Origin of the sequence: Bacillus sp. PPSBB_2 (assembly GCF_045291115.1) — a bacterium.
Taxonomy (GTDB): Bacteria; Bacillota; Bacilli; order Bacillales; family Bacillaceae_G; genus Bacillus_A; species Bacillus_A cereus.
In genome coordinates, this window is the sequence record NZ_CP147983.1 from 1,953,208 (window position 1) to 1,978,394 (window position 25,187).

A 25,187-nucleotide genomic window follows, 5' to 3' on the forward strand; every position below is an offset into this window, starting at 1 on the left:
AGATTGCTCAATTAACTTTTATTATAAAAACTATGAAGGAAGTGATTTTAGTATGGAAACGCTCGAATTGGCACGAATACAGTTCGCATCAACAACGATTTTCCATTACTTTTTTGTTCCGCTGTCAATTGGTTTAGCTTTTATTATTGCGATCATGCAAACGTTGTATGTGGTAAAAGGGCAAGAGGTATATAAGAAGATGGCAAAGTTTTGGACGCAATTATTCCTTATTAACTTTGCAGTAGGTGTAGTAACAGGTATTTTACAAGAATTTCAGTTTGGTATGAACTGGTCAACGTATTCACGTTTTGTAGGTGATGTATTTGGTCCCTCGCTTGCAATTGAAGGATTACTGGCATTTTTCATTGAGTCTACATTCCTAGGTTTATGGGTATTCGGTGAGGACAAATTACCGAAGCGAATTCACTTAATGTGTATTTGGCTCCTTTCAATTGGAACGATGTTATCAGCATTCTGGATTTTAACTGCAAGTGCATTTATGCAGTCACCTGTCGGGTATGAAATGGCAGCTGATGGTCGTGCGCAAATGAATGATTTCTTAGCCATTATTCAAAACCCACAACTATGGGTACAATTCCCGCATACAATTACAGCGGCAATTGCAACAGGTGCATTCTTTATTGCTGGTGTAAGTGCATGGAAAATTACAAAAGGACAAGAAACTGTAGTATTTAAAAAATCTTTCCGAATTTCTATCATTGTTGGAACAATTACAACGGCGCTTGTATTGTTCTTTGGTCATGCACAAGCGCAACAATTAATTAAGACACATCCAATGAAGATGGCGGCAGCTGAAGCGCTATGGAATACAAGTGAGGATCCAGCACCATTTACAGTATTTTCGAAAATTGATACAGAGAAGAAAGAAAATTCGTTTGAAATTCAAATCCCTTATATGCTAAGTCTATTATCGTATGATAAGTTTAGCGGTCAAGTTGAAGGGATGAATCAAATTCAAAAACAATATGAGGAAAAATATGGACCTGGAGATTATATTCCTCCAGTGCATACAATGTTTTGGAGTTTTAGAGCGATGGTAATGAGTGGAACATTCATGCTTCTTCTAGGAGCTTACGGATGGTTCTTATCAAGAAAAGATCGTTTAGCTGAAAAAACGTGGTATTTAAAATTAATGGTGTATGCAATTTCTCTTCCATTCATCGGTAATACAGTAGGGTGGATTATGACTGAAATGGGTCGTCAACCTTGGGTAGTATTTGGGGTAATGAAAACAGAAGATGCTGTATCACCAAATGTAACATTCGGTGAAGTATTATTCTCACTTATTTCATTCACATCAATGTATTTAATTATGGGTGGAATTTGTGTGTACTTATTTGTTCGTACCATTAAGGGCCATACGAATAAGAAAACGAAAAAGGATTATCAAAGCCATGATCCATTTGATAAGGAGGAAGAGTATGTTATCTCTTAATGAGTTGTGGTTTTTAGTTATTGCAATCTTGTTTGTTGGATTCTTCGTACTGGAAGGTTTCGATTTTGGTGTAGGAATGGTTTCGAGGTTTTTAGGAAAGAATGATTTTGAAAAACGAGTTTACTTAAATACAATAGGACCGTTCTGGCACGCGAATGAAGTATGGCTTGTTTGTGCTGGTGGAGCCATGTTTGCGGCATTTCCGCACTGGTATGCAACTTTATTTAGTGGTTTTTATATTCCATTTGTATTTATGCTTCTTGCTTTAATTTTAAGAGGTGTTTCCTTTAAATTTCGTGCGAAAATAGATAATCATAAATGGAAGAGTGCATGGGATTGGGGGATGTTTATTGGAAGTATGTTACCTCCTATCCTTTGGGGAGTTGCGATTGCAAACTTTATGGTAGGTGTACCTATTGATGAGAGTAAAAATGTTGTAGGTGGATTCTTGCAATTACTTCATCCATTTGCGTTACTTGGAGGAGTAATGTTTCTCCTACTATGTATTGTTCACGGATTACAATTTCTTACGATACGTACAACTGGTAAATTGAGAGAACGTGCACGAATTGCTGCAATAAAAATTGCACCATTTTCATTAATTACACTTCTTGTTTTTGCTGGTGTGGGGTTATGGAAAACCGACATTTTCACTGCTCATGGAACAGAATGGATTATGGTACCAATCGGAGCTTTTGTAGCACTATTAGTGTCCACTTTATTAAATAAAAGAAGAAGAGATGGTTGGGCTTTCTTTATGACGAGTTTAACAATCATTTTACTAAGTGCGAGTGTATTTATCGGTATGTTCCCACGTGTTATGATTAGCTCTTTAGGAGCAATGAATGATTTGACAATTTACAACGCAGCATCAGGAGCTTATGCATTAAAACTTATGACTTACTTTGCGATTGCTATTTTGCCTTTCGTTATCGGAAGTCAAATATGGAGTTATTATGTATTTAGACAACCTGTTAAGTCAGACAACGATTTGGAGTACTAATGAAAAGAAAAAGAGGACTTCCGTCTTATCCCGGTAGCCGTATTTTATATGTAGCGTTAACGATTATTAGTATTTTAGAAGCTTTTAGTATTATTGCGCAAACAATCTTTTTAGCACGAGCTATTACGTTTTTATTTCATGGAGAGACAGTACAAACAATATTAAGTGAAGTTGTTTATTTTGGTATCGCGTTTGCAGCGCGTAACATAGTAGTTCGAACATCACAAATATTAGTGGAACGTTTTGCTGAAAAAACAGGGTCGTTACTAAGAAAACAATTGATAGAGGCATATTTCACATTAGGTCCAAGGTATGTTCAAACTGTTGGAACTGGTCATCTGGTTACCTTATCAATTGAGGGGATTGAGAAATTTAAAACATATATTGAATTAACGATTCCTAAAATGATTAGAAGTAGTATCGTTCCAGGTCTAATTGTACTATATGTTTTTACGCTAGATATTGAGTCTGGAATCATTTTAGTTGTAACGATTCCTATCGTGATCATATTTATGATTCTTCTCGGATTAGCAGCGCAAAAAATGGCAGATAGTCAGTATGAGATATATCGTGTACTTTCGAATCATTTTGTAGATACGTTAAAAGGTTTAGAAACATTAAAGTATTTAGGGAAAAGTGAACAGCACGAAGGAAAGATTGAAAAAGTAAGTAAAAGATATAGAAAAGCAACGATGCGTACTTTGCGAGTTGCTTTTCTTTCTTCTTTTGCATTAGATTTTTTTACGAGTTTATCAATTGCGTTTGTGGCAGTTGGATTAGGGATACGTTTAATAGATGGAACGATTATACTATTACCAGCTCTTACAATTTTGATTTTAGCTCCGGAATATTTTCTGCCGATTAAACAAGTGGGAGCAAATTATCATGCGACATTAGATGGACAAATTGCGATGGAGCAAATAGAAGAGATTTTGCAACAACAAAAAGGAATACAAAAGAAAGATTTAAATGAAGATATAGTATGGAATGCCTCTAGTAGCTTGAAATTACAAGATATCAAAGTTAATAATACTGAATCTGAAAAGGCTATATTAGAAGGAATTAATTTTACTTGGGAAGGTAACGGTGCTATTGGTGTTATTGGTGAAAGTGGTGCAGGGAAATCGACGTTAATCGACGTATTAGCAGGTTTTTTATCTCCTTCGAGTGGAAAGATGTTAGTAAATGGTCTAGAAGTTGATGGATCTACTCGTGAAGATTGGCAAAAAAATATTGCTTATATTCCGCAGCAACCTTATATTTTTCCGCTTTCATTAAAGGATAACATTCGTTTTTATGAAACAAATGCAACAGATGAAGAAGTTGAAAGAGTTATTAATGAAGTCGGCCTTCGTTCACTCGTTACATCACTTCCAAATGGGATACACGAAAGAATTGGAGAAGGTGGACGTATGCTAAGTGGCGGACAAGAACAGCGTGTTGCTATGGCGCGTGCGCTTTTAAGTAAAAAACCAATCATTTTATTAGATGAGCCTACGGCACATCTTGATATTGAAACCGAATTTGAAATAAAGCAAGCGATGTTACGTTTATTTAATGGAAAGTTAGTATTTTTAGCAACTCACCGTCTACATTGGATGAAACAAATGGACCATATCCTTATTTTAAATAAAGGGGAAATGAAAGAAAGTGGGACGTATGAAGAACTTTTAGAGAATGAGACATTACATTTTCATAGGGAAGAGAGGGGAGAGAAATGAGTAACTGGGTTAAACCTTATATAAAACAAAATAAAGGTAGAATGACTTTAACTATTTTCCTTGGTCTTCTTGGAGTTAGTTCAGGAGCGATGTTACTTTTTATTTCAGGTTATTTGATCTCAAAATCTGCCCTTAGACCAGAAAATGTAATGGCTGTATATGTTCCTATTGTTGCAACAAGAGCGTTTAGTATAGGGCAAGCTGTATTTCATTATATAGAGCGCCTAGTCGGGCATGATGTCGTACTACGTATATTAGAAAAAATGAGAACGAGGCTATATAGAATAGTAGAACCACAGGCGTTATTTTTCCGTTCTCGATTTCAAACGGGTGATATGTTAGGAGTGTTATCCGAAGATATAGAGCATTTGCAAAACCTATATTTACGTACAATATTTCCTAGCATATTAGCGTTAGTTGTTTATAGTATCTTCGTACTTGTTATCGGTGCATTTGATTTTGTTTTTGCACTTATTGTAGGTTGTATGTTAGCTATTATCGTTTTTCTTCTTCCGTTTGTATCATTACTTTTGATGAAGAAACATCATGTTACTTTAAAGCAAGGAAGAAACAGTTTGTATCAACAACTGACAGATGCTGTTTTTGGATTATCTGATTGGCAAGCAAGTGGTCGTAAAGATGAATTTATTAATGAGTATGTAAAACAAAATGATCAGTTGTTAAAAATCGAAAAGAGAGTGAAACGCTGGTATCATATTCGGGACAGTATCATTCAATTAGTAGTAGGTATTGTAGTTATTTCGATGATCATATGGACTGGGAATGAAGCGGCAAGTGAACAAATTGCTCCTACAGTTATCGCAGCTTTCGTATTAATGACTTTATCTGTAACGAACGCGCTTATTCCTATTGTAGATGCCATCGATCGAATACCGTCGTATGTAGAATCTACCCATCGTCTTAATGGCGTAGAAAGTAATAGTGTTTTACATGATGAAACGGATTTGCATGGAGAGAAAGATTATATTGAACCAAAACATGTAGATATTGAACTGAATCACGTATCGTATAGTTATCCAGATAGTAATGAGATTGTATTAAAAGATGTATCATTACAAATAAAAGCAGGGAAGAAAATTGCTATTTTAGGGAGAAGTGGGACAGGGAAATCTACTTTACTAAAATTGTTAACAGGGGCGTTAAGCCCAGTAAATGGCCAAGTTGTCTTGAATGGTGAAAGAGCTCATACGAATCTTTTATCTAAATATATTTCTGTATTAAATCAAAAGCCGCATTTGTTTGATACGACAATTGGAAATAATGTACGAATTGGCAAACCAGAGGCGACGGATGAAGAGATATGGAAAGCTTTAGAGAAAGCACAATTAGCTTCACATGTTACTTCTCTTCCGGACGGATTACAAACAAAAATGCATGAAATGGGAAAGCGGTTTTCTGGTGGGGAAAGACAAAGGGTTGCTTTTGCTAGAACTCTAATGCAAGAAACACCAATTATTGTACTTGATGAACCGACTATCGGTTTAGATCCAAAAACAGAATTGTCTTTAATCGAAACAATGTTTTCTGCAACGGAAGAAAAGACGGTTATTTGGATTACGCACCATCTTGTAGGAATAGAACATGTAGACGAAGTTATATTCCTTGATCGTGGCCAAATTGTCATGCAAGGTAGTCATAAACAACTTCTGAAAGAAAATGAAAAGTATCGTAAACTTTATGAGTTAGATAAAGGAATATAATTTGAATAAGCAATAATTGTAAAAATAGCTACGCCTAATGGTGGAGCTATTTTTTTGTTAGATTGCAGGTGTATATGATTGTTACGAATTAAAAATGAATTTCATATTATACATATAATGGAGGGGATGTGCATGAAGGAGCAATATAAAATCATTGTTTTAAGTGATGAATTATCAGGGGATAGGATTCGAAATACGTTAGACAAAAATAAATGTAAAACAATAGTTCATGTTGTAGACGTTTCAGATGTTGTTCGTATAGAAAGTTCTTTTCAATATATAGTCATTTGGAGAGGGGACGCAGAAAAACTTACAAATGAATTGATAAATAGGGGCGTGCAAAGTTCAAAAATTATTAATTTAACAAAATACATGTATGAATGGAAGGATAAATTAATTTCTATCTATCAAATAAATCCGGATCTTATGTCTTTATACATTTCTATGAAAAAAGCAAAGAGTGATCCGACGTATGAATTGTTTGCTACCGGTTTGTCTTATCCACATTGTGGCATAAGTACGGAGCTTCTCTCAAAAAAGTCAATAAAATTAACACTTCCATCGCAAGATCTATACTATGATTATTTAATAGCGTCACAACTTTTATCAAACAATCATTCATTTCAATATTGTTTAATAGGAATAGCCTATTTCTCGTTTTACTTTGATATGTCGTTATCATCTGAATCATATAGAATTCACAAAGTATATTATCCATTGTTTCAAGATGGTCATCATACTGTAGTTCACTCTCCTCTACCCACTGATGGATTCTCACATCTAAATACTCCGAAACCACTTCTTTCTATTTTTAATTTGCATTTTGAATATATTTTATTAGACGAACTAAAAGATGAATCATTGATACTGCCTTGGATAAATGCTGAATGGAATACTACTTCTCTTCATATTCCTTTTGAAGAACACGGGAAAATAAGAGCAGCTTCACATGCTAAATTGGCGTATCCTCATACTTTAGTTGAAAATAAAATGATTTTTAAGAAATATTTAGAATTACTGTTGAAAAATGATATAAAGCCATTAATTGTTGTGTTCCCTGTTACTTCACATTATTTCAATTGTAGTAGTAAGAAATTAAAAGAAGATTTTTATAAAGTTATAAATGATTTTCAAACTCAATATTCTTTTCAAATTATAGATCTATTTGATTCACCATTATTTTGTGATGAAGATTTTTATGATAGTGATCATATGAATAAAAAAGGTGCAAATAAAATGTCCGCGTTATTAAATATGTTTATTTAGGAACGAAAAGTATGATATTTTGTTTCATGTTTGCATAAAAGTATATAGGCTCCATACAGTTAAAGTAATGTGATTTTTGTGTCGCGTATATAAATAATATGCGAAGAGGTGAGAGAGTTAAAATGAGAACTCGTATTGAAAGAAATGAAGAGGTGGTAGAGCAACTTCCGTTGGTAAGTGTATTAATTCCTACGTACAATCGTCCTCTTTACTTTGAAAAGGCGTTATGTAGTGTGTTAGAACAAACGTACCCTAATATAGAAATTATAGTTGGAGATGACAGCACGAATGATGAAACAGAAAAAGTGTTACAAAAATACTTATGTGATCATTCAAATATTATTTATATAAAAAATAGATCAACTCTCGGACAATTTGAAAATGCGCTAATGTTATTTAATGAAGCGAACGGTGAATATATAAATTTTTTAATGGATGATGATGTATTTCATGTGAATAAAATTGAAAAAATGATGAAGTATTTTTTCAATGATTTAGATAATGAAATTAAGCTTGTAACATCTCATCGTCAAGTCATTGATGATAAAGGGAAAGAGCTACGACATATTTATTCGACTGTCCGTTTATTTGAAGAAGATACGATTATAGAGGGAACAGAATTAGGAAATAAGGTAATTGTGGATCAAAAAAATTATATTGGAGAACCGACAACAGTTTTATTTCGTAAAAATGATTTACAAGAACCATATGGAATTTTTGATAAGAGGCGGTATTTATGTAACGTAGATATAGCTTCATGGTTATCTTTATTAAGTAAAGGAAAAGCAGTATATATAGCAGAAACGCTTAGTTACTTTCGATTACATCCAGATCAACAGTTAAATGAATCTAATAAAATGATGGATGGGTTAGAAGATTTTTCACACAGTATTATAGCAGGCGAAAAATATGGTTTCTTATCCACTGAAAAAGAGTTAGACAAAGCAATAACTAATTTTCTAGATTATGCAAGAAGGATAGTTCCATCATCGATATTATATACATTAGACTATTACCAAAAAATTAGAGCGAAGAAAATAAACATAGAAAAGAAAAAACAACATATAAATAATAATTCTTCATTACCGAAAGTAAGTATACTTATTCCTGCATACAATAGACCTTATTACTTGGAATTAGCACTCAACAGCGCTTTGAATCAAACATATGAAAATATTGAAATTATTATTTCTGACGATAGTACAAATAATGAAGTCAATGCTATGATTCAACCGTACTTACGTGAATATGAGTGTATTACATATGTTAAAAATGAAACGCCGTTAGTTGCCGAAAACTTTAATAAGTGTGTAGAACTTGCGAATGGGGACTATATAAACTTTTTATTAGATGATGATTTATTTCATCATGAAAAGATCGAGAGAATGATGAAATACTTTTTGACGTTAGAAAATATTTCATTTGTGACGTCATATCGTGAACTGATTGATGAGAATGGAGAGATATTACCACCTTCAACATTAAATATGAAAATCGCGAAAGAAACTACACTTTTTGAAGGAAAAGAATTAGGAAATTATATGTTAAAAAACTTAAAAAATGTAGTTGGTGAGCCGACAACTGTTTTGTTTAATCGGGATTTGTTTGACGGGAAGTTTGGATATTTTAAAGGAAAGGCTTATTCTGCTATTAATGACATTGCAACTTGGCTAGATATGATGAGGAAAGGAAAAGTAGTTTATATGCAAGAACCTCTTAGTTATTTTAGACAACATAGTGGACAAAATCAAAAACAAATGCATTTTATTTTAATGACAATTGAAGAGTGGATTGAATTAATTATAGATGCATATAATAGTGGATTTTTAAGCTCCGAAAGTGAGTATAAAGAGAGTTTATCTTATTGTTTAGAAAATGCGGGATTTATAGTTAAGGATGCAGTAAGAAATGGCGAACTAGATCAAATTTATAATGAAAAGATAAAAAAAGGGTTAAACAAGTTAGTTGCTCATATGTTTGAGAAAGAATCTTGTTATTGTCAATATTGCAATCAACAATTTGAAAAATTTTCACCTTGGCCAGCGCATTATGATTTTCCGAAATATAAATTTGAGATGTGGAATAAAGATACAGGGATATGTCCAGTTTGCAATTCGATGGATCGTGAAAGATTGTATCGTGCGTACATTGAAACGGAAACGGACTTGTTAAATAGAAACTATACAATGCTTCATATTGCACCTGAAGCGAAGTTAAGAGATTGGTTTAACGAGTATAAAAATATTACGTATGTATGTGGTGACTTAGAACCAAAGGATCCATTAATGAAGGAAATTGATGTTACAAGGATTACATATGATAGTAATACTTTTGATGTAATATTATGTAGCCATGTGTTAGAACACGTTCCTGATGATGACAAAGCAATGCGAGAGTTATATAGAGTGTTAAAGCCAAATGGATGGGGAATTATTCAAGTACCGATCGTAATGAATGTAGATTTTATTATAGAGAATGAATTAATTGTAACACCACAATTGAGGAAATTAGCTTTTGGTCAAGAAGATCATGTGAGAATTTACAATCAATCGGGATTTATTCAACGATTAATGAATGCAGGATTTAAGGTAGAAGTATATAACATAGCGGAAAAACAAGGAATGAAAAGTGCTAGGAAATTTGGATTATCTGAAACAGATATGCTCTATATTGTCCGAAAATGATAGGAAGGAATAGATAGATATGGAGAATATTCCTTTTTTACGTGCTTCAACTGTACCTGTAAGTGAGTATTTGGACGAATTGAAGGAAATTGATACATCTCACATATATACGAATTATGGACCTATAAATCAACGTTTTGAGGAAACAATTATGTCGTCATTTTTTCAAAACAGGGGAGCTGTTACAACAGTAGCAAACGCAACGTTAGGGTTAATGGCGGCTATTCAACTAAAGAAAAGAAGAAAGGGAAAGTATGCTCTCATGCCTAGTTTTACATTCCCTGCGACTGCCTTAGCCGCTATTTGGTGTGGACTGGAACCTTACTTTATTGATATTTCAATAGATGATTGGTATATGGATAAAACCGTACTTTTGGATAAAATAGAAGAATTAAAAGAAGAGGTTGCGATTGTTATCCCGTACGCCACTTTTGGATCATGGATGAACTTAGAAAAATATGAAGAATTAGAGAAGAAGGGGATTCCGGTTGTCGTAGATGCGGCGCCGGGATTTGGTTTAATGAATGGAGGGATGCATTACGGTCAAGATTTTAGTGGAATGATCGTATATAGCTTTCATGCAACAAAGCCTTTCGGAATTGGTGAAGGAGGGCTCATATATAGTAAAAACGAAGAAGATATACAACATATTAAAAGAATGGGGAATTTCGGATTTGATAAAAATCGTGAATGTACGATGATGGGGTTTAATTGTAAAATGTCTGAATACGCAGCCGCTATTGGGATTGCGACTATAAAAAAGTGGGATCAAAAATTAAAAGAACGCAGCCGTATTTCTGAATGGTATAAACAGTTGTTACAAAATACTGGGTTAATGAAAAAAGGGTGGAAAGTCCAAAAGACAGAAGCAGTTATTCACCAATTTATGCCTATCATTTGTCCAGAAGAAGTTCGCAACATACAAGTAATAGAAGAACTGAAAAAACAGAAAATAGAAGCTAGATTATACTTTTCACCATCTTGCCACCAACAAGTTCTTTTTAAAAACTATAAGTCTACAGATTTAACAAAGACGAATAAAATAGCAAAACGAATCGTAAGTTTACCTTTATGGGAAGGAATGACGAAAGAACTAGTAGAGCAAATTGTAATTTGTTTAGAGCAGAAGGTGGTGTCGGTAGATGAATAGTTTTTATAGTCAAGAAGAACTAAAGAAAGTTGGATTTTTATCTGTTGGGAAAAATGTATTGGTTAGTAAAAAAGCAAGTATATATAATCCGAGTGCTATATCAGTTGGCAATCATGTAAGAATTGATGATTTTTGCATTTTAAGTGGTAAAATCACAATTGGAAGTTATTCGCACATATCAGCGTATACAGCGTTATATGGAGGGGAAGTTGGGATTGAAATGCATGATTTTGCAAACATCTCAGCTAAAACAATCATATATGCAGTACTTGATGATTTCAGTGGAAATACATTAATGGGTCCAACCGTCCCGAATCAATATAGGAATGTGAAAGCAGAAAAAGTTATTTTAAAAAAACATGTGATTATTGGTGCTAATTCTATTATTTTTCCAAATGTAACGGTAGGAGAAGGTACGGCAGTCGGTGCGATGAGTATGGTAAAAGAGAGTTTAGATGATTGGTATATTTACGCTGGAGTTCCCGTAAGAAAAGTAAAACCTCGTCAAAAAAAGATGCTAGAGTTAGAAATTGATTTTTTAAAAAGCATTCATTCTTAACAAAAAAGAATGAATGTTTTTTATCTCGCTATTTGCCGGGCAGTAAGACCCTACCTCAAAATTCAGCGGAAGTAAAGAAGTTAGGTGGGGATCGGGCTGATAGCCAGTGGGGGATGAACAAAATCCTCACTGATTAAACTTTCACTTTATCCCGCTATTTGCCGATAAAGATTCGACTGGTGAGGGCTAATTAAAGTTTCACTTTATGATAGAGCAGAGAGTATCTTAACTTATTGTGTTTTAAATTTTGCTGACCAAGGCAATACTGAGCCATAGTGAATGTAAAGTTGGAGGGCGAGCGTATATGTTTGATGAGGATGGGATTGTTTTAATTATGGAACCAGCTGATGAAAGAAACTTGAGGAGATTTATTTTTTCAGTGCCAAAGTCAGTGTATGAAAAGAAGGGGCTTACATTACACTATGGAACAGCTATAGGACAAGGATATATGGATATAATTGAAGATATTATAAGCGTACATATAGAAATAGATGTTGTAACGATAATAGGGCATGTAAGAGGATAAATAGCTATTTGAAAAAGGTTATAAACAATTTAGCTAGAAGTTATGTATAGAGAAAATTACAGACAATGATAAAGGCGAAGGGGGTCTAAAATAAAATCAATTTTATTAGTATTTATAGTTTCAATTGGTTTAATGGGATGTTCAATAGTGGAAGAAGGAAAGAACTCCATAGATTATGCTCAAAAGGCGACAGACTATGTAAATGAAATAAGTGCATTTGCAAATGATGCGCCAGCATTAGCAGAAAAGGCCGTTAATGATAGCGAGGCTCGAAAAGAATTAGAAACGAAGCTTAGTGAAATTAAACAAGATATACCCGCATTCAATGAATTAACGCCACCTGATGTAGCAAAGGATCTTCATCAACAAATCGTCGGATATAATGAAAAGTTAAATACGTTAATTGATACGGCGATGACAAAGATAGAAGAAGGGAAAGTGGATGTAGAGCAATTTAAAAACTCTGAGCTTATGCAGACGGTAGATCAAGTTCGAGATTTGAAAGATAAAGTGCAAAATTTAGGTCAATAGTAAAAAGCTCCGTTTGTGATAAACGGAGCTTTTTACTATTGGATACAATAAACGATTACACCAACGATAATAATCATGTTGCCGATGAGTTTACGTTTCGTTATTTTTTCTCCTAGGAAATACCAACCGAAAATTAATATGATGATATAACTTAAGGATTCTAATGCTGATGCTTGTTTTAATGCCATACCCTTCATGGCGATAACATTTAATCCGGCGTTAATTACAAATAAAGAGTAGCCGATAATAACATAAGGATTCACATATTCTTTTATTCTAGAATCGTATTGTTGCAAAGTAGCTTTTTTTAATAATATTTGTGAGTAATTAGCTAAAATTATCCCGAAAATAAATAATAACATATAACTATTCATCTTTTGTCACCACCACAATTCCGACAATAATAATAGCTGCACCAAGTAAATGATTCCACTGAATCGTATCTCCAAATAGAAATACTGACCAAAGCATTGACCACAGTATAATAATTCCGCGATGTGAATATGCTTTTGAAATTTCGAAATGTTTAATTACTTGTTGCCATAAAATTGCATATCCGAATAAAAGTATAACTAGTCCGAAATAAGCAACAAAAAATGAGATGGAAGCAATGGGGAATTTAGCTGCCCATTTCATGTAAACCATAATGATAGAATATATCAAAAAAGCTACATGTAAAAATACGTAATTTTTAATAGTTGGTTTCATTTATTCACTCTCTTTTGCATATAAATATATATTTATACCTAATTTTTCTAATGATAGATATTGGAACGTATTTTGTTTAATCTTTCACATTCCAAATTATATAGTATCATGGCTTTTATTGTAAAACAATAGAAGCTATGCATTCATTTTTTCCAAGGTTCTACAATATGTATCGTTTTATTTGTTGCATCCAACTCTACTTGAACACCGATAGGCATGGTAATCATTGGATGTGTATGACAACAATCGAAGTCAGCTAGAAAAGGAATTCTTTGATTTTGAAGTACTTCTAATAGTATTTCAAAAGGTTTTCGATTTGTACCACAATCATCAAATTGCTCATGTTTTCCAAGAATGATACCTGAAATTTTATCGAATACACCGTTAATTTTAAGTAATGAAAAGCTTCTTTCAATAGTAGCTGCATCTTTTGAACTGTCCTCAATGAAGAGAATGTCGCCTTCTTGAATATGTGGCATATAGGGGCTACCCCAAATTCCTTGTATCGTGTTTAAATTCCCGCCAATAATACGCCCAGTAGCTTTTCCATCAATTACTGAAATCCAATCGTTTGGTCGAAGTTCTTTCTCCTTCGTCTTTTCTTCCCAATTAATAAATTCATCTGACCAAAATAATGGTTGTTTTATATGATAAGGAAGAGAATGATCATGTAGTAAAGTTTCAGCAAAATATTTGTATGTGCAATCAACAAAAGGTTCAAATTCGCCAAAGGAAGGGACGAGAGCTGGTCCATAAAATGTAGGGATTCCTGTTTTGGCGTAAATTGCTAGTAATAAAGCAGTTGCATCTGAATACCCAATCATTATTTTAGGGTTCTTTAGAAAAGCATCATAATCAATATAAGGTAATATTGAATTTGAATTCATCCCACCAATTGTTGACATAATACAAGAAATATTAGGATTTCTTATTAAGACATTTAGCTCCTCAGCACGCTCTTGTATACTACCAGAACGATAAAAATCATATCGACCTGTTAATGAACCTTCTAATATATGAAACCCTTTCTGTTGTAAGTAAGATTTTGCTCGTTCAAATCTTTTTGGAGAAGTGTAGGTTACTGGTGAAGAAGGGGAGTAGATCCCAATTGTGTCTCCGTATTTTAATGATTTTGGAAGTAGCATTTGTATGAATCCCTTCTATTAAATAGTTTATCTCGCTATTTGACGGGTAGCCCGATTGGGGGGATGATTAAAGTTTCGCTTTATTTACGAGATTTTATTATTGAATATTCTTACGTTTCAACATTGTAAGTTTAACATAAATAAATTAAAATAATCATTGCTGTATATGAATAAATATACCTTTTACCTTGACTATATAAAGGAATTGTTGATAAGGTTAAATGTGAGTGTATAAAAGGTTTGCTAAAGGAGTTTTGAAATGAATCGGTTAAAATGGGGAAGGATGACAGTCCTATTAGTCATTATTTTAGGGATATGTTGGTTCTTATTCCAAGGAAATCAAAAGAGCGTAGCGAATGTAGAGGGACAACCTTTGCAAGTGGCAGAACTACCTAAAGCAGGATTTACTGAAAAAGTAGTCCCGCCAAAGTACATCCCACCAGAAATTAACGCAAAAGCAGCTATGATTATCGATGCGAGTGATGGAGATATTATTTATCAATATAATGAAAATGAAGCTTTTGCACCAGCTAGTATGTCTAAGATGATGACAGCGTATCTCCTACTAGAGAGTATACATAACGGGAAAGTTCGCTGGGAAGATCCAGTGAAAATGAGTGCGAAGGCGGCACAAACAGAGGGAGCGAGAATCCCAGTACAAGTTAATGACACATTAACTGTTAAAGATTTATATCATGCATTAATGATTGAGTCAGCTAATAATGCAGCTGTGGCTTTAGCAGAACATATGGCAAAATCGGAGAAAGATTTCGTTCAGCTTATGGATGCAAAAGCGAAACAGTTAAAAATGTCGGAACATGCTAAATTTGCAAATGCTTCTGGATTACAAGAGCCAGATGGAAGTGAAACAAAAATGACGGCTGGTGATGTAGCACAATTGGCGTATCATCTTATAAAAGATTATCCGGAAATATTAGAAGTGACTCACTTACGTCAAAGTCAGCTAGCATTTAATAATATTAATGTTATAAGCACAAACGACATGTTAAATAAAAATAATAAAAGTTTATATATAGAAGGAATAGACGGACTAAAGACTGGATTTACAGATAGTGCAGGATACTGTTTTACGGGGACTGCAAAACAAGGTGATAATCGAATTATTACAGTGGTCATGGGGACATCAAGTAAAACAAAACGTTTTACAGAGACAAATAAGTTAATGTCGTATGCATTTGGATTAGTTAATTAAGTAAGTAAAATACGAATCTAGATCGCTACATAAGTAAGACTGTTTGTTGTTACTAATTTTAGATAACAACAAACAGTCTTTTTATTTTCATTTTAAAAAGGAAAAAGAGTCTAAATACAAGTGTTAACATTTGAGTTTATTTGTTGCTGTGATATTATAAAGTTATAAGCTTATTAATAATAAGTTTGAGGGGCGTAATATGATATATACATATGAAATAGCCTCAATTGAAAATTGGAGGGAATTATGATGGCAAAAGATTTTTACTCAGCAATTGAAGACAGAAGATCTATTTATGCGATTAGTAAAGAGCAAGTAGTTTCTGATGAGAAAATTCAAGAAGTGATTTATCATGCTGTAAAACATACACCTTCAGCTTTTAATTCTCAAAGTGCTCGTGTTGTTGTTTTATTAGGAGAACAACATGATAAATTATGGGATATTACGAAAGAAACGTTACGAAAAATTGTACCTGAAAATAACTTTGTACCTACTGAAGAAAAAATGAATGCATTTAAAAGTGGTTATGGAACGGTTTTATATTTTGAAGACAGTGAAGTAGTGGAAGGCCTTCAAGCAAACTTTGCATTATATAAAGATAATTTTCCAACTTGGTCTCAGCAATCATCAGGAATGTTACAATTTGCAATTTGGACAGCTTTAGAAATTGAAGGGTTTGGTGCTACGTTACAGCATTACAATCCGCTAATTGATGAAGAAGTGAGAAAAGAGTGGGATGTTCCAGTAAATTGGAAACTCACTGCGCAAATGCCATTTGGTAAACCGGTAGTACATGCTGGTGAAAAAGAATTCCAACCGTTAGAGGCCCGTGTGAAAATTTATAAATAAAATAATTTGATAAAAGGTGAACAGGAATATAACCTGTTCACCTTTTTTTATACGTAATAAGGATTTTTTTGTCCGGCATTTTTCATCTGATTTTTTAATTCATTTTTACGTGTTTCAATAGCTGATACTTTTTGTAATGTTATCATTGAAACGAATTGAATAAAAGCATAGTATAGCTCTATATTTTTTTGTATTGGATCATCTATTATATTTCTCACAAATATGCCTCCTCTTTTTATTCCAATAAAAATCCGCATTAACGGGCAACCCCAGTGGTGAGGGTTAAAAATTAGCGGAGGATGTATAAAACCCTTACTGATTAAAGTTTCATTTTATAAAATGAAACTTTAATCAGTTCGCTAAAATTCTTTTTTATTAAGATATGTATATAATACTATAAACATCCTATAAATTCCATTATCGGAAAAAGAGAACAGTTGGTATAGTGTGTGTTTTCTTTAAAGGAGAAATGGCTTTTGTGAAATAAATCTTACAATTCGTCAAATTATTTCAAAATTGTAGATAGTATAGAAATTTAGTTTTCTAAAAATATTATACTATTGATAAATAGAGTGATTTTTGTCATGATGAAAGTATACTTTATGTAAGGAGCTTTATAAGGAAATACATACTTGAGTTTGTATTAGGTTAATAGAATTTTTTATAATAGATAGAAAAGGGATATTTTATATTAAAATATTAAATAGAATGTCGAATTTTCATGCGATATATAAGAAATTTGAAAAAACCATTGCAAAAACACTGTGTTTAATGATAAAGTTCACATGAAGTTCACACGGATTTCACTTTGTTCATTTAAAATGAACTACGTGTGAAAAATAAAACTCTTGCTAAAAAATGGAACTGGATGAATATTTTACTTTGATAATATTGTAAAGTATTAAAGTTTTAGTTTTTTTTAAGAGGATAGTAGGGAAAGGAAGTAAAGACAACTTATGAAAAAAGTAATTGCAGGTTTAGCAGCAGCTTCTGTAGCTGGCGTTGCAGTTCCAGGAATGGATTCTGCTCATGCACAAGTTTCAAATGAAGCGCTAAAAGAAATTAATGGACAAACTCAAACGACTGTAACTGAAACAAAAACTGTAGAAACAACTTCTGAATTAAAATACACAGTAACTGCTGATGTATTAAATGTTCGTTCAGGTGCTGGTACAGGACATAACGTTATTTCTAAAGTAAAATCAGGCCAAGTGCTACAAGTAGTTGGACAAGAAAATGGTTGGTTCAAAGTAAACGTAAATGGTCAAACAGGTTATGTAAGTGGTGATTTCGTAACGACTGGTGGCAAAACAGGAACGACTGTTCAACAAGGAACAGGTACTTACACAGTAAACGTTTCTTCACTTAACGTACGTACAGGCCCAAGTACATCTCATACAGTATTAGGTTCTGTAAACAAAGGTAAAACAGTACAAGTTGTAGGTGAAGTACAAGATTGGTTTAAAATCAACTTCAATGGTGGAACTGGATACGTAAGCAAAGACTTCGTAACAAAAGGTGGTTCTGCTGTATCTAACGAAACACAACAACCAACTACAAACAACAATACTACAACAGTTCAAACTGGTGGTTCTTATGTTGTTAACACTGGTGCTTTAAAAGTACGTACAGGCCCAGCTACATACAACGCTGTAATCGGTGGAGTAACAAATGGTAAAGTATTAAACGTTACTGGCGCTGAAAATGGTTGGTACAAAATTAACCATAACGGCCGCACAGGTTACGTAAGTGCAGACTTCGTTAAGTTTGTAAAAGGCGGAGTAAACAACGTTACAAATAACAATAACAATAACGTTACAAATAACGTTCAACAACCAGGTAAAGACGTACAAAAACCAACAACAGGTGGAGATACATCTTCAATCGCTGGATTCGCTAGATCTTTAAAGGGTAAACCATACAGAACTGCTGGTACAACACCTGCTGGTTTTGACTGCAGTGGTTTTATTTACTATGTATTAAATAAAACAGGTCACAACATAGAGCGCACAAATGTTAAGGGATATTGGGCTCAGTTAACAAAAACTAACAATCCACAACCAGGAGATTTAGTATACTTTAGCAATACTACAGAAGCTGGTGGTTTAACTCATATGGGAGTTTATTTAGGAAATGGTGAGTTTATTAGTGCGGAAACAACTTCAACAGGTGTGAAAATTAGTTCAGTAAATAATTCATACTGGAGCAAACATCTAGCTGGTTACACAAAAGCATACTAAGAAAAAGTAGTTTTATATACTTTTCGTATAGAGAAAAGGCTTTCCAAGGAAACTTGGGAAGCCCTTTTATAGTTGAATAAATTGGAGGTTTAATAGTTTTTATTTTAACTTTCCATTTAAAAATCGATCATATAAGTCATGGAAATAGTTAGGACGAAATAAGTTCGCTGCATGTCCTGCTAAAGGTATTTCCTTATATAAAACGTTGGGTAAAATAGATTTTAAATCAAATAGGCAAGATTTATAGAGATGATCATGCTCTCCCATTACCCATAGTATAGGGTGAGGAAGTGATTTTAATTTAGATTTTAAATCGAATTCTAACCGATGTCGTAATGACTGGGCAATTATGGATGAATGTAATTGTAATCCGAAACGGTAGTAAATATTTCTTGAAATGACTGCGAACGGATTTGCTTTTAATATACCGCTTGGAAAAATAGTATTTGCGTATTGAGAGAGCCATTTAGAGTATTCATCTCCTCGCTTCTCCCAAAAATTTTGAAATACATTATATAAACGAGAAGGGTTATTGTAATGTCCTCCAATATGACAAATACTTAATACTTTTTCTGGATGCATTTGTGCAAAAATTGTAGAGATGTAACAGCCGTAACTTAGCGCACAAATATGTGCTTTTTTAATACCTTCTTGCTCATATAAGTTTAATAATTGATCTACGAGGCGCTGTAATGAAAAGTCGATTGCTTCTCCTTTATCATCACCGTGACCTAATAAGTCATAAGTTATAATGTTGTAGGAGGAAGAAAAACGTTTTTGTTCCTTTTTGAAGGCGCGACGATTGCCAACTAATCCATGAATAAAAATAATTGTTTCCTTTTCAGAATGTATATTTGTTTGCAAAAAGGATACTCCTTTCACTAACTGGAGATTTATATCGTGTTGTAAATTATTTATCTATAATTTACATAGAATAATATTAAGTACCAGGTAATAATATCAGATGTTTATATCTGTTGTAAAGATGAGTTTTTATGTATATTTTGTAAAAATAGAAAAAGTGTGTTTACATTCAGTTTACATTTGTATCGTATTCTAATTTTAGAAAGAACAGTTTTGTTTACCACGAGGAGATGAACAGGAATGGAAGTTAGAAATGAAATGAAGAAAAAAGGGAGTTGGAGGCAGTTTTTACGCCTTATTCAAGATACAAATCCTCCGAAAGGAATTTTAGTTTTTGCGTTATTAATGAGTTTGCTTTCTACGGGAGCGAGTTTATTTATTCCTATGCTGACAAAAGGATTAGTAGATAATTTTTCGCTTTCTTCAATTAGTGCAGGACAAATTGTTGGATTAGTTGCTTTCTTTGTAATGCAAACTATTGCGGCAGGGTTGTCTATATATTTACTAAATTATATTGGGCAGAAGATTGTAGCGGGACTAAGAGAACGTTTGTGGAAAAAGGTACTTATCTTGCCGGTATCTTATTACGATCAAAATAGAACAGGTGATACAATTAGCCGTATGACGAATGATACAGGTGTAGTGAAAACGTTAATTTCTGAGCATTTGTCAAACTTATTAACAGGCGGTATTTCAATTGTTGGATCGTTAATTGTATTATTTGTTTTAGATTGGAAAATGACTGCGTTACTTTTAACGGTTATTCCGTTGTCTGTGTTAATTTTAGTTCCACTTGGACGAAAAATGTATAAGATTTCAAAAGCGCTTCAAGATGAAACGGCATCTTTTACAAGTGTGTTAACGCAAGTGTTATCAGAAATTCGTTTAGTGAAATCTTCAAATACAGAAAAAAGAGAATATGAAACGGGTAATACAGGTATACAAAAGTTATTACAATTTGGTTTGAAAGAAGGAAAAGTGCAAGCATTAATTTCGCCAGTTATGTCGTTTGTTTTAATGGCACTACTTGTTATTATCGTAGGATATGGCGGGATGCGAGTTTCTAGCGGTGCATTAACAACCGGTGAACTTGTAGCGTTTATTTTGTATTTAGTTCAAATTGTAATGCCAATGAGTCAATTATCTATGTTCTTTACACAATTCCAAAAGGCAATTGGTGCAACGGAAAGAATTAGTACGATTTTAGAATATGAAGTAGAAGATCATGAAACTGGTGTGAAAGTGACAAATGCTAAGCAACCGATCGTTCTTGAAAATGTACATTTTGAGTATAACGAAGAAGAGCAAGTTTTGAAAAATATTGATTTCACAATTGAATCTGGAAAAGTGACAGCGATTGTAGGACCAAGTGGTAGTGGGAAAACAACGTTATTCTCATTACTGGAACGTTTTTATGAGCCAACTAGTGGCGCCATTAAATTAGGGGAAGAATCAATTACGAGTTATTCATTACAGTCATGGCGACGTCAAATCGGTTACGTATCACAAGATAGTCCGTTAATTGATGGAACAATTCGTGATAATATTTGTTATGGCGTCGAGGGCGAAGTAACGGATGAAGAAATTGAAAAAGTAGCAGCAATGGCATATGTTGATGCATTTATTCATGACTTACCAAACGGTTATGCAACAGAAGTTGGAGAACGCGGTGTGAAGCTTTCTGGGGGACAAAGACAGCGAATTGCCATTGCCCGAGCGTTACTTCGAAATCCGCAAATTCTTATGCTAGATGAGGCGACTTCAAGCTTAGATAGTAAATCTGAGTCTGTCGTTCAAAAAGCGTTAAATAACTTAATGAAAGGCAGAACAACGTTAGTGATTGCGCATAGACTTTCTACTGTTGTAGATGCAGATAAAATTATCTTTATTGAAAAAGGGAATCTTACAGGTAGTGGTACGCATGATGAATTATTACAGACGCATGATATGTATCGTGAGTTTGCAACGCAGCAATTGAAAATTAAAGAGGGTGCATTATAAAATGAATCATCAATGGGATTTTACTCCACTGATGATTCATTTTTAAAAAATATATTAGATGCTAAGTAGAAAGGAAATGGTTCCTTTGATACCTAAAATTTTAATAGTAGACGACGATCCACACATTAGAGAACTCGTTTCTGTATTTTTAGAACGAGAAGGTTTTCAAACATATGAGGCAATTGATGGAGTAGATGCACTTCAGAAAATGGATGACGTAAAAGTCGATATGGTTATTCTTGATATCATGATGCCAAATATGGATGGATTTGATGTATGTTTTGAATTAAGAAAATACTATGATATCCCGGTTCTGATGCTAACTGCCAAAGGAGAAACATCACAAAAAGTAAAAGGATTTCACCTTGGGACAGATGATTATCTTGTAAAACCATTTGATCCTATAGAACTAGTAGTGAGAGTAAAGGCATTATTGAAACGTTACCAAATTACAGTTTCGCAATCGATTCAAGTTGGAAATGTATTATTAAATCGTAAAACATTCGAAGTTACATCTGGAGAACAAACGGTTACGTTACCGTTAAAAGAATTTGAGCTGCTCTTTACTTTAGGGGCTAAATCGGGAAGAACTTGTTCGAGAGAGCAATTAATTGAAGAAATATGGGGATATGATTTTGAAGGGAATGAACGTACACTAGACGTTCATATTAATCGGTTACGTGAGAAGTTTCAAGAAGAGCAATCGAAATTTAGTATTAAAACAATAAGAGGATTAGGGTATCGCTTAGAGGTAAGTAAATGAGAAAAAGAAAACGAATGAGTAAGTTGAAGATGCTGAAAGTATTTGGAGCAGTATTAGCGCTCTTTTCTATTCTTACTATCATTTGGTCTATCGCATTTTATGTAGCAACTAGTTTATTGAATGCTTTTGACGTAAACGTATCGCCGTTTGTTGCCTTTCTAATTAGTGATATGGTCGGTTTTGTCTTTATTATTCTTATTTGGACATTGATTGGAATATTAATGAGACCAAAACGAGAGGCGATGATTTGGACTATTATTGAACCGATACAAAAAATTGCAAAAGGAGACTTCTCCGTAAAAATAAGAAATGAAGAAAAGTATGATGGTGAAATTGGCGTGCTCGTAAAAAGTATAAATGATATGACAGATGAACTGAATACGATGGAGAAAATGAGACAAGAGTTTGTATCGAATGTTTCTCATGAAATACAGTCACCGTTAACTTCTATAAAAGGATTTGCTAGAGCACTACAAGACGATAATCTTTCTGAGGAAAAAAGAAAGCATTATCTTACCATTATTGAAACTGAAACAACGAGATTATCTAAACTAAGTCAAAATTTACTAAAGCTAACTCTTTTAGAATCAGAAGAATATATACCAGAAAGAGTGAGCTATCGATTAGATCAACAATTAAAGCAAATTGTGTTAAATAGTGAACCACTCTGGGCTGAAAAAGAAATTGAGTTAGAACTAGATTTAGAAAAAGCACATGTTATTGCTGACCAAGAAAGTATGAGTCAAGTGTGGATTAATTTAATTCATAATAGTATTAAATTTACTCCAAGCGGTGGTACGATTACTATTCAGTTAAAGGAACATGAGACAGTAGTGGAAGTGCGTATCCGTGATTCAGGAATTGGTATATCAGAAGAACAGAAACAACATATTTTTGAGCGTTTTTATAAAGCGGATTCTTCACGAAATCGTGCCTATGGAGGAAGTGGCTTAGGTTTAGCTATTGTAAAGAAAGTACTCGACCTTCATCATGGGGAAATAAAAGTTGAGAGTGAGGAAGGAAAAGGTACTGAATTTATTGTGCGTATGCCAAATCATGAAGAGAAATAGTGTTAGAAGGAGAACCTTCTAACACTATTTCTCTTTAAAAATGCATTTACCGTTACTGCAATTATATTGATAAGCTTTTCCTTCGCTATTCATACGATATGAGTAATCGGATTCTTTATCTTTCTTAAAGTCAACGTATGCTTCCACACCGTTTTTATCGTCATCTATATCAATGAATTGAACGTGTCGTATAGAATAATCTTTCTTTTCTCTTAAACCTCTTCCTTGCAAGTTTGTATGAATACCATCTACTAACTGGTCAAACAACGACCAGTTTAAATTAAGATGTTCAAATGACTCAGTATGTCTTCCTAAAATACCGTTGTCTTGTATTATTTTTTTATTATCATCGTATGTATAAGAGTAGGTGAAATATGGTTCGTCTTTATATACTACTGTTGCATAATAGCCAATATTATAAAGGGGAGTATATTTTCCGGTTATGTTTTGTATTTCTTCTTGCTTATAACCTTTTTTAATATGGAGATAATGGCTAGTATCTTTTTCTATTACTTTATAATTTAGTGGGTTACCAAATATAAAGTACAGTGCAAACAATATGATACATAGTCCGACTGCAGTTAGTAACAAGAACCATTTTTTTCTTTTCATACTCATACACTCCCCTATGCTGGATTTGTTTTTATTTTACATGAATAATAGTAAAAAAATGAAACTTATAAATAAAAACTTTCTACAGTTACCTACAAGTAACCTACGCACATGAAAGTGCATCATTGCCTTTTTACATAAACATAGATACAATTTTAATATAATACATAACTGAGATGATTAAGGAGTGTTATACTTGGCAGAATTATTACAAGGTAAAAATGCTTTAATTACAGGAGCAGGTAGAGGGATTGGTCGCGCTGTAGCAATCGCATTAGCGAAAGAAGGCGTAAATGTAGGCTTATTAGCTCGTTCAGAAGAAAACTTAAAAGCTGTAGCGAAAGAAGTAGAAGCAGAAGGTGTAAAAGCTGTTATTGCAACTGCTGATGTTTCTTCATACGAAGAAGTAACAACTGCGATTGAAACGTTAAAAAATGGTTTAGGATCTATCGATATTTTAATTAATAACGCTGGTATTTCTAAATTCGGTAAGTTTTTAGAACTAGACGTTGCTGATTGGGAAAAAATCATTCAAGTAAACTTAATGGGTGTATACTATGCAACTCGTGCAGCTTTACCGAGCATGATTGAACAACAATCTGGTGATATCATTAACATTTCATCTACAGCAGGACAAAAAGGTGCACCTGTAACAAGTGCATATAGTGCTTCTAAATTTGGTGTCCTTGGCTTAACAGAATCGTTAGCGATGGAAGTTCGCAAACATAACATTCGTGTAACAGCTTTAACTCCAAGTACAGTAGCAACTGATATGGCTGTAGATTTAGGATTAACTGATGGAAACCCTGATAAAGTAATGCAAGCAGAAGATATTGCAGAATTTATCGTAGCGCAGCTGAAATTAAATAAACGTACATTTATTAAATCTGCTGGGCTTTGGTCTACTAATCCATAGGAATTAAATTTAACTTTAAAAGAAGGGATATCTATTCTGTAAGGGGTAGATGTCCCTTCTTTATTTTTTGTATTCGAGACAGAATTTTCGGTATAATTAAAAGTGAATGGTAGAAAGCATTGGGAAATTGAAAGGGATGGCAGTTGTAAAAGAGTGATGTAAGGAGGAAAAAGGATGAAAAAGAAGTTT

23 protein-coding genes are annotated in these 25,187 nt (G+C 33.5%); 17 read left to right on the top strand and 6 right to left on the bottom strand.

What is annotated here, in order from left to right; translation table 11 throughout:
* Positions 1–52: 52 nt before the first annotated feature.
* The 10 genes from cydA to V6946_RS09820 all read left to right on the top strand — a co-directional run bounded on the left by cydA (position 53) and on the right by V6946_RS09820 (position 12,617).
* A complete protein-coding gene (cydA, locus tag V6946_RS09775; protein WP_000448870.1) occupies positions 53–1,456 on the top strand; it encodes a cytochrome ubiquinol oxidase subunit I in 1,404 nt (467 codons plus the stop codon).
* Positions 1,443–2,459, top strand: a complete 1,017-nt coding sequence (gene cydB / locus V6946_RS09780) for a cytochrome d ubiquinol oxidase subunit II (RefSeq protein WP_000950083.1) — start codon at positions 1,443–1,445, stop codon at positions 2,457–2,459. The genes cydA and cydB overlap by 14 nt, the downstream gene beginning before the upstream one ends.
* On the top strand, positions 2,459–4,180 hold the full coding sequence (gene cydD, locus V6946_RS09785) for a thiol reductant ABC exporter subunit CydD (protein ID WP_000824036.1): 1,722 nt from the start codon (positions 2,459–2,461) through the stop codon (positions 4,178–4,180). The genes cydB and cydD overlap by 1 nt, the downstream gene beginning before the upstream one ends.
* Positions 4,177–5,901, top strand: coding sequence for a thiol reductant ABC exporter subunit CydC (gene cydC, locus V6946_RS09790; protein WP_006921899.1), 1,725 nt, complete (start codon positions 4,177–4,179; stop codon positions 5,899–5,901). Before cydD ends, cydC begins: the two co-directional genes overlap by 4 nt.
* 132 nt (positions 5,902–6,033) lie before the next feature.
* Positions 6,034–7,167 (top strand): hypothetical protein, encoded by a 1,134-nt coding sequence (locus V6946_RS09795; RefSeq protein ID WP_000664254.1) that lies wholly within the window; start codon positions 6,034–6,036, stop codon positions 7,165–7,167.
* Positions 7,168–7,289: 122 nt separating this feature from the next.
* A complete protein-coding gene (locus V6946_RS09800; RefSeq protein WP_366981873.1) occupies positions 7,290–9,851 on the top strand; it encodes a glycosyltransferase in 2,562 nt (853 codons plus the stop codon).
* Positions 9,852–9,870: 19 nt separating this feature from the next.
* The gene (locus V6946_RS09805) at positions 9,871–11,001 is read left to right on the top strand and encodes a DegT/DnrJ/EryC1/StrS family aminotransferase (protein WP_000427966.1); all 1,131 of its coding nucleotides are present in this window, start codon (positions 9,871–9,873) and stop codon (positions 10,999–11,001) included.
* A complete protein-coding gene (locus tag V6946_RS09810; RefSeq protein ID WP_001084190.1) occupies positions 10,994–11,560 on the top strand; it encodes an acyltransferase in 567 nt (188 codons plus the stop codon). The genes V6946_RS09805 and V6946_RS09810 overlap by 8 nt, the downstream gene beginning before the upstream one ends.
* A gap of 304 nt (positions 11,561–11,864) precedes the next feature.
* Positions 11,865–12,086: a hypothetical protein gene (locus V6946_RS09815; RefSeq protein ID WP_000459099.1), complete on the top strand. Its 222-nt coding sequence runs from the start codon at positions 11,865–11,867 to the stop codon at positions 12,084–12,086.
* A gap of 132 nt (positions 12,087–12,218) precedes the next feature.
* Positions 12,219–12,617, top strand: coding sequence for a DUF6376 family protein (locus V6946_RS09820; RefSeq protein ID WP_050566506.1), 399 nt, complete (start codon positions 12,219–12,221; stop codon positions 12,615–12,617).
* 35 nt (positions 12,618–12,652) lie between these two features.
* Here V6946_RS09820 and V6946_RS09825 read toward each other — a convergent pair whose 3' ends face one another.
* The 3 genes from V6946_RS09825 to V6946_RS09835 all read right to left on the bottom strand — a co-directional run bounded on the left by V6946_RS09825 (position 12,653) and on the right by V6946_RS09835 (position 14,470).
* Complete coding sequence (locus tag V6946_RS09825) at positions 12,653–12,991, bottom strand: EamA family transporter (protein WP_001089868.1); 339 nt, start codon at positions 12,989–12,991, stop codon at positions 12,653–12,655.
* Entirely contained in the window at positions 12,984–13,325 is a 342-nt protein-coding gene (locus tag V6946_RS09830; RefSeq protein ID WP_000805125.1) for an EamA family transporter, read from the bottom strand. Before V6946_RS09830 ends, V6946_RS09825 begins: the two co-directional genes overlap by 8 nt.
* 143 nt (positions 13,326–13,468) lie before the next feature.
* On the bottom strand, positions 13,469–14,470 hold the full coding sequence (locus V6946_RS09835) for a S66 peptidase family protein (protein ID WP_000926318.1): 1,002 nt from the start codon (positions 14,468–14,470) through the stop codon (positions 13,469–13,471).
* A gap of 259 nt (positions 14,471–14,729) precedes the next feature.
* On the opposite strand from V6946_RS09835, the gene V6946_RS09840 reads away from it, so the two are divergent.
* A complete protein-coding gene (locus tag V6946_RS09840; RefSeq protein WP_001080877.1) occupies positions 14,730–15,683 on the top strand; it encodes a D-alanyl-D-alanine carboxypeptidase family protein in 954 nt (317 codons plus the stop codon).
* A 246-nt stretch (positions 15,684–15,929) separates the two neighbouring features.
* Complete coding sequence (locus tag V6946_RS09845) at positions 15,930–16,532, top strand: nitroreductase family protein (RefSeq protein WP_006921889.1); 603 nt, start codon at positions 15,930–15,932, stop codon at positions 16,530–16,532.
* 47 nt (positions 16,533–16,579) lie between these two features.
* Here the strand turns inward: V6946_RS09845 and V6946_RS09850 are convergent, their stop codons facing one another.
* The gene (locus V6946_RS09850; RefSeq protein ID WP_001244279.1) at positions 16,580–16,750 is read right to left on the bottom strand and encodes a hypothetical protein; all 171 of its coding nucleotides are present in this window, start codon (positions 16,748–16,750) and stop codon (positions 16,580–16,582) included.
* Between the two features lie 738 nt (positions 16,751–17,488).
* On the opposite strand from V6946_RS09850, the gene entFM reads away from it, so the two are divergent.
* The gene (gene entFM / locus V6946_RS09855; RefSeq protein WP_366981871.1) at positions 17,489–18,772 is read left to right on the top strand and encodes an enterotoxin EntFM; all 1,284 of its coding nucleotides are present in this window, start codon (positions 17,489–17,491) and stop codon (positions 18,770–18,772) included.
* Between the two features lie 99 nt (positions 18,773–18,871).
* Here entFM and V6946_RS09860 read toward each other — a convergent pair whose 3' ends face one another.
* Positions 18,872–19,636, bottom strand: coding sequence for an alpha/beta fold hydrolase (locus tag V6946_RS09860; protein WP_001194309.1), 765 nt, complete (start codon positions 19,634–19,636; stop codon positions 18,872–18,874).
* 240 nt (positions 19,637–19,876) lie between these two features.
* Here V6946_RS09860 and V6946_RS09865 point away from each other — a divergent pair, with 240 nt between their 5' ends.
* The 3 genes from V6946_RS09865 (at position 19,877) to hitS (ending at position 23,470) form a co-directional block, all read left to right on the top strand.
* Positions 19,877–21,637, top strand: coding sequence for an ABC transporter ATP-binding protein (locus tag V6946_RS09865; protein WP_000453884.1), 1,761 nt, complete (start codon positions 19,877–19,879; stop codon positions 21,635–21,637).
* Between the two features lie 85 nt (positions 21,638–21,722).
* A complete protein-coding gene (gene hitR / locus V6946_RS09870; RefSeq protein ID WP_000612413.1) occupies positions 21,723–22,400 on the top strand; it encodes an envelope stress response regulator transcription factor HitR in 678 nt (225 codons plus the stop codon).
* Positions 22,397–23,470: an envelope stress sensor histidine kinase HitS gene (gene hitS, locus V6946_RS09875; protein WP_006929135.1), complete on the top strand. Its 1,074-nt coding sequence runs from the start codon at positions 22,397–22,399 to the stop codon at positions 23,468–23,470. Before hitR ends, hitS begins: the two co-directional genes overlap by 4 nt.
* A 24-nt stretch (positions 23,471–23,494) precedes the next feature.
* Here hitS and V6946_RS09880 read toward each other — a convergent pair whose 3' ends face one another.
* Complete coding sequence (locus V6946_RS09880) at positions 23,495–24,088, bottom strand: DUF3139 domain-containing protein (RefSeq protein WP_006929137.1); 594 nt, start codon at positions 24,086–24,088, stop codon at positions 23,495–23,497.
* Between the two features lie 190 nt (positions 24,089–24,278).
* On the opposite strand from V6946_RS09880, the gene V6946_RS09885 reads away from it, so the two are divergent.
* A complete protein-coding gene (locus tag V6946_RS09885; RefSeq protein WP_000818985.1) occupies positions 24,279–24,998 on the top strand; it encodes a 3-ketoacyl-ACP reductase in 720 nt (239 codons plus the stop codon).
* Positions 24,999–25,187: the final 189 nt, after the last annotated feature.